Below are 14,175 nucleotides of genomic sequence, written 5' to 3' on the forward strand. Positions count from 1 at the left end.
CAAATGGCAACAACAACAAGCGCCCTTAGGGGCGCTTGTTTTTTTTCGCGGATCGGCGCGATGTTATGTTCCTGTTAAGTTCTGAACGGCACAGTGAATGCAGGATTCACCATCAACAGGGGCTGCGATGCGCTTTCCCATTCTGCCAAGCCAATCAGATATTGACGCACAGTTGCGCCGGGCCAAGCCGCGCAATTTTGACACGCGGCCCCTGCCATGGCTGCCCGCCTTGGTCGGCCTGACGCTGGTTATGGTGATGCAAACCCTGTTGTGACGCAGCGCGCAGGCCCCGTGGCGGGGCAATTACTGTGATGCCTCGGCAATCGCCGGGCGGATGCTGCGTTCCAGTTCCGCCGCTGAAATCGGGCCAGCAAAGCGCAGCACGATCTGGCCATCGCCATTGATCACATAGGTTTCCGGCACGCCGTAAACGCCCCAATCCAGCGCCATCCGGCCTTGATCGGCCCCGATTGCGGCGAAAGGGTTACCCAGTTCGGCCAGAAAACCTTTGGCATCATCGGGGCGGTCTTTGTAATTCACCCCGTAAATGGTGATGCCTTCACTGGCGAGTTGTTCCAGCAAAGGATGCTCGGCCCGGCATGGCGCGCACCAACTGGCCCAGAAATTCACCAGCTTCACCCCCGGCTTGCGCAGATCGGCATCGGTAAAACCCGGAAACTCTGCCAAAGCCGTGACCTGCACCGCAGGGGCCTGCTTGCCCGCAAGGGCAGAGGGCAGGCTGTCGGGATCCTCGCGGTTCATCCCCACGATGAACAAAGCGGCCAACCCGGCAAACAGCACCGGGGGCAGAAACATCAATACTTTAGCCATTGTCTTTTCCTTGCCGTGCCTCAACCTCTGCCAAGGCGGCCTTGGTTTTCGCCGACCGCCACAGGCTGACCGCGACCAGCAAAACGATCAGCCCGATGGTGGCCGCGTAAGAGCCCAGCACTGCGCCTGCATATTTCCCGAGGTCCGGCATCATCATCCCCTCCGCTCCCGTGCCAACAGCGCGCCCAGCCTGCGCGCGCGGATTTCCGTGCGGGTGCGCAGCAAGACTAGCGTCACGAACAGCAGCACAAAGCCCGCAATGCACAGCAAAGCCGGATACCAGAACACATCGGCCACATTTTCTTCCTTGTCCAGCGACAGCGACGCGCCCTGATGCAAGCCCTGATTCCAGAAATTCACCGCATAGCGCGACAGCAGCGCGAAAACCGAGCCGACGATGCACAGCACGCTGGTCAGATCAGCGGCGGTGTCGGGGTCGTCAATCGCCTGCCACAGCGCGATATAGCCCAGATAGAACAGCGCGAGGATTAGAAAGCTGGTCAGCCGCGGGTCCCATTCCCACCACGTTCCCCACATCGGCTGGCCCCAAAGCGCGCCAGTGATCAGCGCGATCACCGTAAAGATCAGCCCGACCGGGGCCGCCGCCTTGGCCGCCAACGCCGAAACATGGTGCCGCCGGATCAACCAGACCAGCGAGGTGACAAGCATCATTACCCAAGCATTGATCGCCATCATCGCGGCGGGCACATGCAGGTAGAATATCTTGACGGTAGAGCCTTGCTTGTAATCATCCGGGGTAAAGAAGAAGCCCCAGACAAGCCCGATCACAAGGCACAGCCCGGCAGCCACCGCGACAAAGGGCAAAACCCGGCGCGACAGCTGCATGAATTTCTGCGGATTTGCGTATTCCCAAAATGACATGGCGTTCAGCTAGACTTTCAAAAGGTGCGGGGCAAGGTTTAACATGTTTCTTTCACCGCAGATTGATACGGATTGCCGCAGCCGCTGCAAAGGGCAACATCGCTGCCGCCCCTGCGGTTATGCCCGCCAGCAGCGCCAAAGGTGTTGCGGTTGCCATCCCTTCGGCGCCGCGTTTCACCACCTCGGCCCCGAAAATCAGCGTTGGCACATAGAGCGGCAGCACCAAAAGCGACAACAGCAAGCCGCCGCGTTTCAGCCCCACGGTCAGCGCCGCACCAAAGGCCCCGATGACCGACAGCGCAGGCGTGCCCAGCGCGAGCGAGATCACAAGCCAGCCATAGCCCGCTTGCGGCAGGTTCAGCAAGATGCCCAGCACGGGGGCGGCAAGCGTCAGTGGCAGGCCCGTCACCGCCCAATGTGCCAGCGCCTTGACCGCGACAGCGCCTTCCAGCGGGATTGGGGCCGTGGCCAACAGGTCCAGCGAGCCATCCTCGAAATCCAGCGCAAAAATACGATCAAGGCTCAGCAAGCAGGCCAGCAGCGCGCCCACCCACAGGATACCCGGCGCGATCTTGGCCAAGGTGGCGCTTTCCGGCCCCACGCCCAAGGGCACAAGCACCGCGACCAGCAGAAAGAAGGCCAGCCCAAGGCCAAAGCCCCCGCCTGCCCGCACCGCAAGCCGCATATCGCGCAGCAACAAGGCGATCATGCGAAATCCCCCCCGAAAGCGGCATCAAAGCCGCGCGGGTCTTCGGTTTTTGCGCGGGCGCGGAAGGGGCCAAGCTCCAGCACATCGGCCTCGGCCAGCCCCAGATCAATGTGGGTGGCAATCAGCGCCGCCCCCCCGGCGGCCAGATGCCCGCGCACCACATCGGCAAACAATGCGACAGAGGCGATATCAAGCGAAACTGTGGGTTCATCCAACACCCAAACCGGGCGCCCCGTGACCAATAGCCGCGCAAGCCCCAGCCGCCGCTTTTGCCCCGCCGACAGGTTTGCAGCCTGACGATCTGCCAGATCAGACAGGTTCATCCGCGCAATCGCGGCCTGCACATCCTGCACGCCATAGACTGCGGCCCAGAATGCCAAATTCTCGCGCACCGTCAGCGTGGCCTTCAGCCCATCGGCATGGGCGGCATAGGCAATCGCCTCGGCCCCTGCCGAAATCTGGCCCGCAACAGGCGGTTGCAAGCCTGCCACCGTGCGCAGCAGCGTGGTCTTGCCGATGCCATTGGGGCCGCGCAGCACCAAGGCACGACCGGGCGACAGGGTGAAATGCACCCCTTCCAACACGGTCACGCCCCCACGGGCGACAGCAAGATCAGTTACGGTCAAATCCATAGGCATCAGCCCTACCCCAAAGCGCGCCACCCGAAAAGGGCCAAGCCGCCGCAGCCGTTACAGCGGTTCAATATCACCCTGCGCGCGGCCTGCGTGGAAATCGGCGACAAAGGCCGCCAGCGTCCCTGCCGCAATCGCCTCGCGCAGGCCTGCCATCAGGTCTTGGTAGTAATGCAGGTTGTGCCATGTCAGCAGCATGGAGCCGATAATCTCATCCGCTTTGATGACGTGATGCAGGTAAGCGCGGGAATAGTTGCGGCAGGCTGGGCATGTGCAGGCCTCATCCAGCGGGCGCGGGTCATCCTTGTGGCGGGCGTTGCGCATGTTCACCTGCCCGTGCCGCGTCCAGCCCTGCCCCGTGCGCCCCGAGCGTGAGGGCAGCACGCAATCCATCATGTCGATCCCGCGTTCCACCGCGCCGACGATGTCGTCAGGCTTGCCCACCCCCATCAGATAGCGCGGCTTATCTTGCGGAAGCATCTCGGGCGCGTAATCCAGCACGCCAAACATCGCCTCTTGCCCCTCTCCCACGGCCAAGCCTCCTACGGCATAGCCGTCAAAGCCGATGGCGCGCAGGGCCTCGGCGCTTTCGGCGCGCAGATCGCGGGTCACACCGCCTTGCTGAATGCCAAACAGCGCATGGCCGGGACGGTCGCCAAAGGCATCGCGCGACCGCTGCGCCCAGCGCATCGACAGGGCCATGGATTTTGCCACCTCGGCATCGGTGGCAGGCAGCGCGGGACATTCATCGAAACACATCACAATGTCCGACCCCAACAGCTTCTGGATTTCCATGCTGCGCTCGGGCGAGAGCATGTGTTTGGACCCGTCGATATGGCTGGAAAAGCGCACGCCCTCTTCGGTCAGCTTGCGCAAGGATGCCAGCGACATCACCTGAAAGCCCCCCGAATCCGTCAGGATCGGGCGCTCCCAGTTCATGAATTTGTGCAAACCGCCAAGGGCCGCAATGCGTTCGGCGGTGGGGCGCAGCATCAGGTGATAGGTATTGCCCAGCAAAATATCGGCCCCGGTGGCGCGCACCGACTCCGGCATCATCGCCTTGACCGTGGCCGCCGTGCCCACGGGCATGAAGGCCGGGGTGCGGATTTCACCGCGCGGGGTCTGGATGATCCCCTTGCGGGCGCGGCCATCGCGGGCCTGAACCTCAAACGTGAAGCGCTGCTGCATTGTCTTATCCCTTGTGCCGTTGCGCCCCTTTTGGGCAAAACAGCGGTGAATGCCAAGCCCCCGCGACATAAGCCGCATATGCGCCCCCTTGCCCAAGGCCCGCCCCGCGCCGATAAAGGGGCACCCAAGCCAAGGAGAGGCCGATGCTGCGCCTGATTGCTTTGCTGTTCTGCTGCGCCTTGCCGGCCCAGCCAACCCCGGCGCGGGCGGAAACGGCTTTGGTCGCCGTGGCCGCGAATTTCGCGGGCGTGGCCGAGGCGTTGGCCGCTGATTATTCCGCGCAATCGGGGCATGCGTTGCAATTGACCACCGGGGCCACGGGCAAGCTTTATGCCCAGATCGTTGCGGGTGCCCCTTTTGATCTGATGCTGTCGGCCGATGCGGCCACCCCGGCGCGGCTGCACGCCGAAGGGCATGGTGCCCCGCAGCCCTATGCCTATGGCGTTCTGACCTTCTGGGCCCCCGGTGTCGCAGCCGATACCGATGCGCAGGCCCTGCTGCGCGGCGACAGCCTGCGCCATATCGCCATCGCCAACCCCGATCTTGCCCCCTATGGGGCCGCGGCCCGTGCCGCCTTGCAGGCATTGGGGCTGGAGGCTGCGCTTTCTGGCAAAATCGTAATGGGCCAGAACATCGGCCAAACCTTTGCCCTTGTGCAATCGGGCGCGGCAGAGGCCGGGTTTATCGCCCGCTCTGCCTTGGGGCCAGAGGCGAAGGGGCTGATCTGGGATGTGCCCCCAACGCTTTACCCCGCCATCCAGCAAGACGCGCTTTTGCTGCAACATGGGGCGGCGAACCCGGCGGCCATTGGCTTTCTGGCCTATCTGACCACGGCAGAGGCGCGCGACCGGATCGCCGCTTCCGGTTACGGTGTGCCGTGATGGTGGATCTGGGGCCACTCTGGCTATCGGCACATCTGGCGGGGGTGACAACGCTGCTGCTGTTGCTGCTGGGCACGCCTTTGGCATGGTGGCTGGCGCAAACCAGATCCCGCGCCAAACCGGTGGTAGAGGCGCTGACCGCCCTGCCCCTTGTGTTGCCCCCCACGGTGCTGGGGTTTTACCTGTTGATCCTGTTCAGCCCAACGTCCGGCTTTGGGGCCTTTTGGGTGCAAGTCACCGGTGAAACCCTGACGTTTTCTTTCACCGGCTTGGTCATCGCCTCGATGGTCTATTCGCTGCCCTTTGCCGTGCAACCCCTGCAAGCCGCCTTTGAAGCCGTGGGCCGCGCCCCGTTGGAGGCCGCCGCCATGCTGCGCGCCAGCCCGCTTGACCGTTTCGTCACCGTAGCCCTGCCCATGGCCAAACGCGGCTTTCTGACCGCAGGCGTGCTGAGTTTTGCGCATACGCTGGGGGAATTTGGCGTGGTGCTGATGGTGGGCGGCAATATTCCGGGGCAAACCAAGGTGATCTCCATCGCGATTTATGAGCATGTGGAAACCATCCGCTATGCCGAGGCGCATGTGCTGGCGGCCATTCTGCTGGTGTTTTCCTTTGTTACCCTGCTGCTGGTCTACAGCCTGAACCGCCGCTTTCCCGGTGGGGGGCGGCGCTGATGCTGTCTGTTGACGTAACACTCCGCTATCCCGGTTTTGCCATGGAGGTGGCGCAGACGATCCCCGCCACCGGGGTGACGGCGCTGTTCGGGCGCTCTGGCTCTGGCAAATCGACGCTGCTGCGGGTGATCGCAGGGCTGGAGGCCGGGGCAAAGGGCCGTGTGGCGTGGGGCGACACCACATGGCAAGCGCAGGGGCATTTCACCCCGCCGCATTTGCGTGGGCTTGGCTATGTGTTTCAGGACACCCGGCTGTTTCCGCATCTGACCGTGGCGGGCAATCTGGCCTATGCCGACAGGCGGGCAAAGGGCTTGCCCGGACCCAGCCGGGACGAGGTGATCGCGGCGCTGGACCTTGCCCCCCTGTTGCCCCGCCATCCGGGCAGCCTGTCGGGCGGCGAGCAGTCGCGCTGTGCCATCGGACGGGCCTTGCTGACGCGCCCCCGGATGCTGCTGATGGATGAACCGCTGGCCGCATTGGATGAGACGCGCAAGGCCGAGATTCTGCCCTATCTGGAACGGCTGCGCGACCGTTTGCGCACCCCCATTCTCTATGTCAGCCATAACATGGCCGAAGTGGCGCGGCTGGCCACGCATCTGCTGCTGATCGACGCGGGCCGTATTACCCATGCAGGCCCCGCCGAGGCGCTGCTGGCAGACCCCGCCACCGCCCCGGCCCTTGGCCTGCGCGAAGCAGGTGCCGTGATCCCGACGGTTCTGGTGGCACAAGAAGCCGATGGGCTGAGCCGGCTGCACGCCTCGGCCGGGCCGATCTTTTTGCCCCGGATAGAAGCCCCTTTGGGCAGCACCCTGCGCCTGCGCATCCTTGCGCAAGATGTCATTCTGGCCCGCAGCGCCCCTACCGGACTGTCGGCGCTGAACATCCTGCCCGCCAAAGTCACCGCGCTGCATATCGGGTCTGGCCCCGGCGCATTGGTGCAATTGCAACTGGGGCAAGACCGCATTCTGGCCCGCATCACCCGCCGCTCGGCGCAGGCATTGGGGCTGGAGGTGGGGACGGATTGCTTTGCCATCCTGAAATCGGTTGCGGTGGCGCCGGGCAGCATCGGCGCCAGTGGCGACAACAAGCCGACTGCGGCCTTGTGACCGACACAAAACTTTCATGCCTTTCCCTTGCACCCTTTGGGATTATGTTCCATCACTCGGATGACGCGAAACACACCGGGCTGCCATACCACGCACCTGCCCGGACCACTTGAGGAAACGGGCACACCTATGGCTGATGGAATGATGAAACCGACCGAAGAAATCTCTGTCCGCGAGGTGTTCGGGATCGACACGGATATGAAGGTAAAGGGTTTTGCCGAGCCGACAGACCGTGTGCCCACCATCGACCCGACCTATAAATTCGACCCCGATACCACGCTCGCGATCCTTGCAGGCTTTGGCTATAACCGCCGCGTCATGGTGCAGGGCTATCACGGCACGGGCAAATCCACCCATATCGAACAGGTCGGCGCGCGGCTGAACTGGCCCACGGTGCGCGTGAACCTTGACAGCCATATCAGCCGGATCGACCTGATCGGCAAAGACGCGATCAAACTGCGCGATGGCAAACAAGTGACCGAGTTTCACGAAGGCATCCTACCTTGGGCGCTGCGCAACCCGGTGGCGATTGTCTTCGATGAATATGACGCAGGCCGCGCCGATGTGATGTTCGTCATCCAGCGCGTGCTGGAACATGACGGCAAGCTGACCCTGCTTGACCAGAATGAGATCATCACCCCCCACCCGTCTTTCCGCCTGTTTGCCACGGCCAACACCGTGGGCTTGGGCGATACCACCGGGCTTTACCACGGCACCCAGCAGATCAACCAGGCCCAGATGGACCGCTGGTCGCTGGTGGCCACGCTGAACTACCTCAGCCATGACGCCGAAACCGCGATCGTGCTGGCCAAGAACGCCGCGCATTACAACACCGAAAAGGGCCGCAAGACCATCAGCCAGATGGTCACCGTGGCCGACCTGACGCGCACTGCCTTTATGAACGGCGACCTGTCCACCGTCATGTCACCGCGCACCGTCATCACCTGGGCCGAAAACGCGCGGATTTTCCAGAATGTCGGCTATGCCTTCCGCCTGACCTTCCTCAACAAATGCGACGAATTGGAACGCCAGACCGTGGCCGAATTCTACCAGCGCTGCTTTGACGAGGAACTGCCGGAATCAGCGGCCTCTATGGCGATGAAGTGATGTAGGGTGGGCAATCTGCCCACCTTCGCCGGAACGGTGGGCAGATTGCCCACCCTACAGGGGCCGAGAGAATGAGCAAACCCACCGATAACCCCGCCGATCCGTTTAAGAAAGCCTTGGCCGAGGCGACCAAGGTCATGGCCGATGACCCGGAGATGACCGTCACCTATTCGGTGGACCCGTCGGGCATGACCAAGGAAGGTGTGCGCCTGCCGCAGGTGTCGCGCCGCATGACGCGGGATGAGGTGCTGCTCGCCCGTGGCACAGCGGATGCTTTTGCCCTGCGCCGCAAATATCACGATGATGCCACAGCGGCGAAATACGCCCCAACAGGCACCCTCGCCCGTGAGATTTACGAGGCGATGGAAACCGCACGCTGCGAAGCCGTGGGCGCCCGCGACATGCCCGGCACCGCAGGCAATATCGACGCCAAGATCGGGCATGAGGCCACGCGCAAAGGCTATGCCGAGATCACGCAATCCGCCGATGCGCCCCTGCCCGTGGCGGCGGGCTATCTGGTGCGGCATCTGGCCACCGGGCGCGACCTGCCCAAAGGCGCGGAGAACGTCATGAACCTATGGCGCGGCTTCATGGAGGAAAGCGCCGGGGCCACGCTGGAAAACATTGACCGCGTGCTGGCCGACCAAGCCGCCTTTGCCCGACTGGCCCGCAAGGTCATCGCCGATCTGGGCTATGGCGACCAATTGGGCGACGACCCCGACGCCGAGGAGGAAGACCCCGACAGCGGCGATGAGGCGCAGCAGGACGAGGACCAGCAAGACAGCACCGGCGAGGATGACAGCCAGGAGGAGGACGCCGAAGCCTCGCCCGAGCAAAGCCAGGAGGAACAGCAAGACGCCTCTCAGGCGCAAGTCTCCGAAGACGACATGTCGGACATGGAGGAAGGCGAAGAGGCCGAAATGCCCGAAGGCGAGGCCCCGATGGAGCCGCCGCCCCCCGCACCGCATTCCGATGCCGATCCGAACTATTCCGTATACACCACTGATTTTGATGAAGAAATCCGCGCCGAGGATTTGGCCGAAGCGGTGGAATTGGAACGGCTGCGCGCCTATCTCGATCAGCAGTTGGAACCGCTGAAAGGGGCCGTATCGCGCCTTGCCAACAAGTTGCAACGCCGCCTGCAAGCACAGCAAAACCGATCCTGGCTGTTTGACCTGGAGGAAGGCACGCTGGACGCAGGCCGCCTTGCCCGCGTGGTGGCCAACCCCACGACGCCCTTGTCGTTCAAGCAGGAAAAAGACACCGAGTTTCGCGATACCTGCGTGACGCTGCTGCTCGACAACTCCGGCTCCATGCGGGGGCGGCCAATTTCGATTGCGGCAATTTGCGCCGATGTTCTGGCCCGCACGCTGGAACGCTGCTCGGTCAAGGTAGAGATTTTGGGCTTTACCACCCGCGCGTGGAAAGGCGGGCAAAGCCGCGAACGCTGGCTGGGTGCGGGCCGGGTGCAGCAACCGGGCCGCCTGAATGATCTGCGCCATATCATCTATAAATCCGCCGATGCGCCTTGGCGGCGGGCAAGGCCCAATCTTGGGCTGATGATGAAGGAAGGGCTGTTGAAGGAAAACATCGACGGTGAGGCGCTGGAATGGGCGCATCGGCGCATGGTAGCCCGCCCCGAGGCGCGCAAGATTCTGATGGTGATTTCTGATGGCGCGCCGGTGGACGATTCAACTTTGTCCGTTAACCCTGCGAATTATCTGGAAAAACACCTGCGCGATGTGATCGCCATGGTGGAAAAGAAAAAAGCGGTGGAGCTGATCGCCATTGGCATCGGCCATGATGTGACGCGCTATTACAACCGCGCCGTCACGATCACGGATGTGGAGCAATTGGCCGGCGCGATGACGGAACAGCTCGCCGGGTTGTTCGATACCGATCCGCGCAAACGCGCGCGGGTGCTGGGGATGCGAAAGGTCGGATAGATGCTGCAAAGCTTTCACGCAACCGCCACCCCGGCCCAAGGCCCCGCCCGTCTGGCGCAATTGCGCAAGGCTTTGGCCGCCGAGGGCTTGGCCGGCTTCATCATTCCCCGCGCCGATGCGCATCAGGGCGAATATGTCGCCGCGCGCGATGAGCGTTTGCAATGGCTGACCGGGTTTACCGGCTCTGCCGGGTTTTGCATCGTGCTGCCTGATCTGGCGGGTGTGTTCATCGACGGGCGCTATCGCACGCAAGTCAAAGGGCAAGTGGACCTTGCGCATTTCACCCCTGTGCCATGGCCCGATGTAAAGCCGGGGCCGTGGATTGCGGACCATCTGGCGCAAGGCAGGATTGGGTTTGATCCGTGGCTGCACAGCGCAGATGAGATTGCCGCCATTGAGAAAGCACTTGAAGGTCACGGCGTAAGCCTCTCATCCACAAAGAATTTTGTGGATATCATCTGGCCCGACCAACCCGCCGCGCCCATGGGCAAAGCCTTTGTTCACCCAGAGGAACTGGCGGGCCGTTCCAGCGCCGACAAGCGCGCGGCACTGGCCGAAACCCTGCGCAAGGCAGGCCAGCGGGCTGCTGTGATTACCCTGCCGGATTCGCTGTGCTGGCTGTTGAACATTCGCGGGGCAGATGTGCCGCGCAACCCGGTGCTGCACGGGTTTGCCGTGCTCTATGATGATGCCCGCGTCACCCTGTTCACCGCGCCCGAAAAGCTGGATGAAGCGGTGCGCGCCCATCTTGGCCCCAATGTGACCCTGCGCCCCGCCAGCGCCTTTGTGCCCGCGCTGCACACGCTGCAAGGCCCCGTGCGGGTGGATCGCGGCACCGCGCCCTTGGCCGTGTCGCTGGAACTGGAGGAGGCCGGGGTGGAAGTGGTCTGGGGCGATGACCCGTGCCGCCTGCCCAAAGCCTGCAAGACAGAGGCCGAGATTGCCGCCACCCGCAGCGCCCATCTTCGTGATGGGGCCGCGATGGTCGAATTCCTGTGCTGGCTGGACCAAGAGGCCCCCAAAGGCGGGCTGACCGAGATTGATGTCGTCACAGCGCTGGAAGGCTATCGCCGTGCCACCAACCAGTTGCATGATATCAGCTTTGAAACCATCTGCGGCGCGGGGGAGCATGGCGCGATCATGCATTACCGCGTGACCGATGACAGCAATCGCCCCGTCCGCCCCGGTGAGTTGCTGCTGGTCGACAGCGGCGCGCAATATTTCGACGGCACAACCGACATCACCCGCACCATGGCCGTGGGCCCGGTGCCCGATGGCGCGGCTGTGGCCTATACGCTTGTGTTGCAAGGCATGATTGCGATTTCACGGGCGCGCTGGCCTGTTGGTCTTGCCGGGCGCGACCTTGATCCGCTGGCCCGCGCGCCTTTGTGGATGGCGGGGATGGATTTTGACCATGGCACCGGGCATGGCGTGGGGGCGTTCCTGTCCGTGCATGAAGGCCCGCAGCGCATCAGCCGCGTGTCAGAGGTGCCGCTGCAAGCCGGGATGATCCTGTCGAATGAGCCGGGGTATTACCGCGAAGGCGCTTTTGGCATCCGGTTGGAAAACCTGATCGTGGTGACGCCTGCGCCGAAACTGGTGGATGACCGGGCGCAGCTTTGCTTTGAAACGCTGACCTTCGTGCCGCTGGACCGCCGCCTGATCGCGGTTGACATGCTGTCACCGGGCGAACAGGACTGGCTGAACGCCTATCACGCCGAGGTGCTGGAAAAGCTGGGCGCGCGGGTGTCAGCCCCGGCGAAGGCTTGGCTGGAACAGGCCTGCGCGCCGCTTTGATGCGAGGCCAAGCGCCGCAGATTGGCCTGTCGCCTTAGCTGCTGCTATTGGCATACATCCGCACGATCACGTCAAAATCAGCCGCTGTGGCGGCAGTGCCATCCAAGCGGGCAAAGCTTGCCCCATCCTCCCCGGTTTCCAACCCGATACGGGCATCTGTCACGCCTGTCAGCGTTACCAGCACCTCTCCATCGCCCAGAATACGCTGAGAGCCATCGGGGCCAAGATCGGTCGTAATCCGACCGGGCAAGGTTGCCGGTGTTTCGGTGGCGGAACCGCCGGGAGAACCGTAGCTGTCAAACACCACAAACAGGCTTTCGCTATCTGGGTCAAAATCCGTGACTGTCGCCCCCGGCGCACCGTTATTATCGGTGTAAATGCCAAACCGGTCCACGCCCGCGCCGCCTGTCAGCGTATCACCATGGCTGGCAAGCAGCAGGTCATCGCCCGCGCCGCCAAACAGCACATCTGCATCATTGCCAAGGTAGAAGCCCAAGGAATCCGTGGCCGAGGGGAGAAACGCGCTTTCGCTGAGGTCTGCTTGCAAGGTGTCATTGCCCTCGCCCCCCGAAAGCGTGACCGAACCGCCGAAATCGCGCAGAACATCGTTGCCGCCGCCCCCGTTGACAACCGCGCCTGCGCCGGTGGTGGCGACCACCTCATCTGACGTGCCACCAAAGAAAGTCGCGCGGCCTGTCAGATTGTAAATCACATCCAGATCATTCGCCGACAGCGCCGGGCTTTCGGCGGCCTGCCCCTGAACCGTATCCATGTCACCGCCAAAGATCACGGCATTGCGCAGCCCTTCGACCCGGATCTCATCGGCGCCTTCGCCGCCGTTCACCTCTACCCCGTTGCCCGTGACGGTGATGCTGTCATCGCCCGCCCCGCCCTGCACCTGCAAAGGCGCATCGCTGGAGTCCGTGTTCCACGCAAATTGGAACGGGGTTACATCTTCAAACGTGCCGCCTGTTGCGGCTGTGACAGTGATCGTGTCATCTCCCGCAAGCGCATCGACTGTGCCGCGTGCTTCGGGGCCAAGGGTCAGCAAGTCATCGCCAGCGGTTGGCGCCGAGCCGGTTCCACCACCACCTTCGCCGCCACCGCCTTCGCCGCCTTCACCACCCTCGCCGCCGCCTTCACCACCGTCGCCGCCGCCTTCACCACCCTCGCCGCCCTCATCGACATCGCGCGGCGCAGCATCATCGTCCGAGTCACCGCTGTTGGCGACAGAAACACCTAGCAACATCGCCGCCAACAATGGCACCAGAAACAGCTCAAGCATGGCAACCTCCGGTTAAATCCAGAAAACAAGGTAAACATGAATGAATAGCCGCTATTCTAAGGCCTCTGGCAATAGCGATTTTAGAAACAATCAAGCGGCTTTGGCAGCCGTTTCGCGAATACGGTCCACCATCGACCGCACCCCGTTAGAGCGTTGCGAAGACAGGTGTTCATTCAGCCCAAGCCGGGCCAGTTCAGCCGGGGCGTCAACCTTCAGCACCTCTGCCACTGTCAGACCGGAATAGAGCGCGTGCAGAACCGCGATCAACCCGCGCACGATCATCGCATCGCTTTCGCCTTCAAAGTCAAAAATCGCCTGTGGCCCGGTGCCTTCCAGCAAGGGGCGCAACCAGACCTGACTGGCGCAGCCTTCCACCTTCAACTGCGGCACCTTGAAGGCCGGGTCCAGCGCGGGCATTTCCTTGCCCATGTCGATCACATGACGATAGCGGTCTTCCCAATCGTCCAGAAAGGCAAAGGTTTCGGCAAGGTCTTCAAAGGCGGCGCTGGCCATGGGGATGCTCCGGTGCTGATTGGGTCAGAGGTAGCGCGGATCGCCCCCAAGGTCCAGCACGGGCGCGGTTTCACGAAAGCTAGTGCTTTTCAAACGCTTCGCTTTCGGCTACCCAAGGGGCAGAGATGACCGGGAAAACGCCATGAACAAACCGCTGATCGCCGCCCTTTGCGCAACCCTTGCCCTTGGGGCCTGTTCAACGATTGGGAAATCACGCCTGAACCCGTTCAACTGGTTTGGCGGGTCAGAGGAAACCGTTGCAGTGCTTTCACCGACGGAACGGCCTGCCGATCCGCGCTTATTGGTGTCGCAAGTCACTGAAATGCAACTGGAAAGAATGCCCGGCGGGGTGATCATCCGCGCCACGGGCCTGCCGCCGACCCAAGGCTATTGGGACGCCGAGCTGGTCGCGCGCCCGGTGGAAGATGGCAAGATCGTCTATGATTTCCGTGTTTTCCCACCGCTGGGCGGCGCGGCTGTTTCCACACCGCAATCGCGCGAAGTGACGGTGGCGGCCTTCCTGTCCAATATCAAGCTGGACAGCATTCGCCAGATCACCGTGCAAGGCGAAACCAACGCGCGCACCAGCCGCCGCTGATCTCTGGGCTGGCGGCAACGGCCCCA

16 protein-coding genes are annotated in these 14,175 nt (G+C 62.8%); 8 read left to right on the forward strand and 8 right to left on the reverse strand.

The window, feature by feature from the left end; all coding sequences use genetic code 11:
- The first annotated feature begins 127 nt into the window (after positions 1-127).
- Positions 128-274, forward strand: a complete 147-nt coding sequence (locus tag EGN72_RS19155) for a hypothetical protein (RefSeq protein ID WP_158623160.1) — start codon at positions 128-130, stop codon at positions 272-274.
- 29 nt (positions 275-303) lie between these two features.
- On the opposite strand, the gene EGN72_RS08000 is transcribed toward EGN72_RS19155, so the two are convergent.
- From EGN72_RS08000 to tgt, 6 genes are read right to left on the reverse strand one after another with little or no spacing between them, the layout of a single operon-like run.
- Complete coding sequence (locus tag EGN72_RS08000) at positions 304-831, reverse strand: DsbE family thiol:disulfide interchange protein (protein WP_127046345.1); 528 nt, start codon at positions 829-831, stop codon at positions 304-306.
- Positions 824-982, reverse strand: a complete 159-nt coding sequence (gene ccmD, locus EGN72_RS08005) for a heme exporter protein CcmD (RefSeq protein ID WP_370323218.1) — start codon at positions 980-982, stop codon at positions 824-826. Before ccmD ends, EGN72_RS08000 begins: the two co-directional genes overlap by 8 nt.
- 2 nt (positions 983-984) lie before the next feature.
- Positions 985-1,713, reverse strand: a complete 729-nt coding sequence (locus EGN72_RS08010; protein ID WP_127046349.1) for a heme ABC transporter permease — start codon at positions 1,711-1,713, stop codon at positions 985-987.
- Between the two features lie 52 nt (positions 1,714-1,765).
- Positions 1,766-2,422 (reverse strand): heme exporter protein CcmB, encoded by a 657-nt coding sequence (gene ccmB, locus EGN72_RS08015; RefSeq protein WP_127046351.1) that lies wholly within the window; start codon positions 2,420-2,422, stop codon positions 1,766-1,768.
- Positions 2,419-3,054, reverse strand: coding sequence for a heme ABC exporter ATP-binding protein CcmA (gene ccmA / locus EGN72_RS08020; protein ID WP_127046353.1), 636 nt, complete (start codon positions 3,052-3,054; stop codon positions 2,419-2,421). The genes ccmB and ccmA overlap by 4 nt, the downstream gene beginning before the upstream one ends.
- A 57-nt stretch (positions 3,055-3,111) precedes the next feature.
- Complete coding sequence (gene tgt, locus EGN72_RS08025) at positions 3,112-4,242, reverse strand: tRNA guanosine(34) transglycosylase Tgt (RefSeq protein WP_127046355.1); 1,131 nt, start codon at positions 4,240-4,242, stop codon at positions 3,112-3,114.
- A 143-nt stretch (positions 4,243-4,385) separates the two neighbouring features.
- Between tgt and modA the strand changes: the two genes are divergently transcribed.
- The 6 genes from modA to EGN72_RS08055 all read left to right on the forward strand — a co-directional run bounded on the left by modA (position 4,386) and on the right by EGN72_RS08055 (position 11,753).
- Positions 4,386-5,123 (forward strand): molybdate ABC transporter substrate-binding protein, encoded by a 738-nt coding sequence (gene modA, locus EGN72_RS08030; RefSeq protein WP_127046357.1) that lies wholly within the window; start codon positions 4,386-4,388, stop codon positions 5,121-5,123.
- Positions 5,123-5,797: a molybdate ABC transporter permease subunit gene (gene modB, locus EGN72_RS08035; RefSeq protein WP_127046359.1), complete on the forward strand. Its 675-nt coding sequence runs from the start codon at positions 5,123-5,125 to the stop codon at positions 5,795-5,797. The genes modA and modB overlap by 1 nt, the downstream gene beginning before the upstream one ends.
- Entirely contained in the window at positions 5,797-6,903 is a 1,107-nt protein-coding gene (gene modC / locus EGN72_RS08040) for a molybdenum ABC transporter ATP-binding protein (RefSeq protein ID WP_370323219.1), read from the forward strand. The genes modB and modC overlap by 1 nt, the downstream gene beginning before the upstream one ends.
- Positions 6,904-7,032: 129 nt before the next feature.
- The gene (gene cobS, locus EGN72_RS08045; protein WP_127046363.1) at positions 7,033-8,010 is read left to right on the forward strand and encodes a cobaltochelatase subunit CobS; all 978 of its coding nucleotides are present in this window, start codon (positions 7,033-7,035) and stop codon (positions 8,008-8,010) included.
- Between the two features lie 71 nt (positions 8,011-8,081).
- On the forward strand, positions 8,082-9,956 hold the full coding sequence (gene cobT / locus EGN72_RS08050; protein ID WP_127046365.1) for a cobaltochelatase subunit CobT: 1,875 nt from the start codon (positions 8,082-8,084) through the stop codon (positions 9,954-9,956).
- Positions 9,957-11,753, forward strand: a complete 1,797-nt coding sequence (locus EGN72_RS08055; RefSeq protein WP_127046367.1) for an aminopeptidase P family protein — start codon at positions 9,957-9,959, stop codon at positions 11,751-11,753.
- A 34-nt stretch (positions 11,754-11,787) separates the two neighbouring features.
- On the opposite strand, the gene EGN72_RS08060 is transcribed toward EGN72_RS08055, so the two are convergent.
- Positions 11,788-13,038 carry a calcium-binding protein gene (locus tag EGN72_RS08060; protein WP_158623161.1) on the reverse strand — a complete coding sequence of 417 codons (1,251 nt, stop codon included), beginning with the start codon at positions 13,036-13,038 and terminating at the stop codon, positions 11,788-11,790.
- 90 nt (positions 13,039-13,128) lie between these two features.
- Positions 13,129-13,551, reverse strand: a complete 423-nt coding sequence (locus EGN72_RS08070) for a SufE family protein (RefSeq protein ID WP_127046371.1) — start codon at positions 13,549-13,551, stop codon at positions 13,129-13,131.
- A 142-nt stretch (positions 13,552-13,693) separates the two neighbouring features.
- On the opposite strand from EGN72_RS08070, the gene EGN72_RS08075 reads away from it, so the two are divergent.
- A complete protein-coding gene (locus EGN72_RS08075; RefSeq protein WP_127046373.1) occupies positions 13,694-14,149 on the forward strand; it encodes a hypothetical protein in 456 nt (151 codons plus the stop codon).
- Positions 14,150-14,175: the final 26 nt, after the last annotated feature.

Origin of the sequence: Pseudorhodobacter sp. E13 (assembly GCF_003991405.1) — a bacterium.
Taxonomy (GTDB): domain Bacteria; phylum Pseudomonadota; class Alphaproteobacteria; order Rhodobacterales; family Rhodobacteraceae; genus Pseudorhodobacter.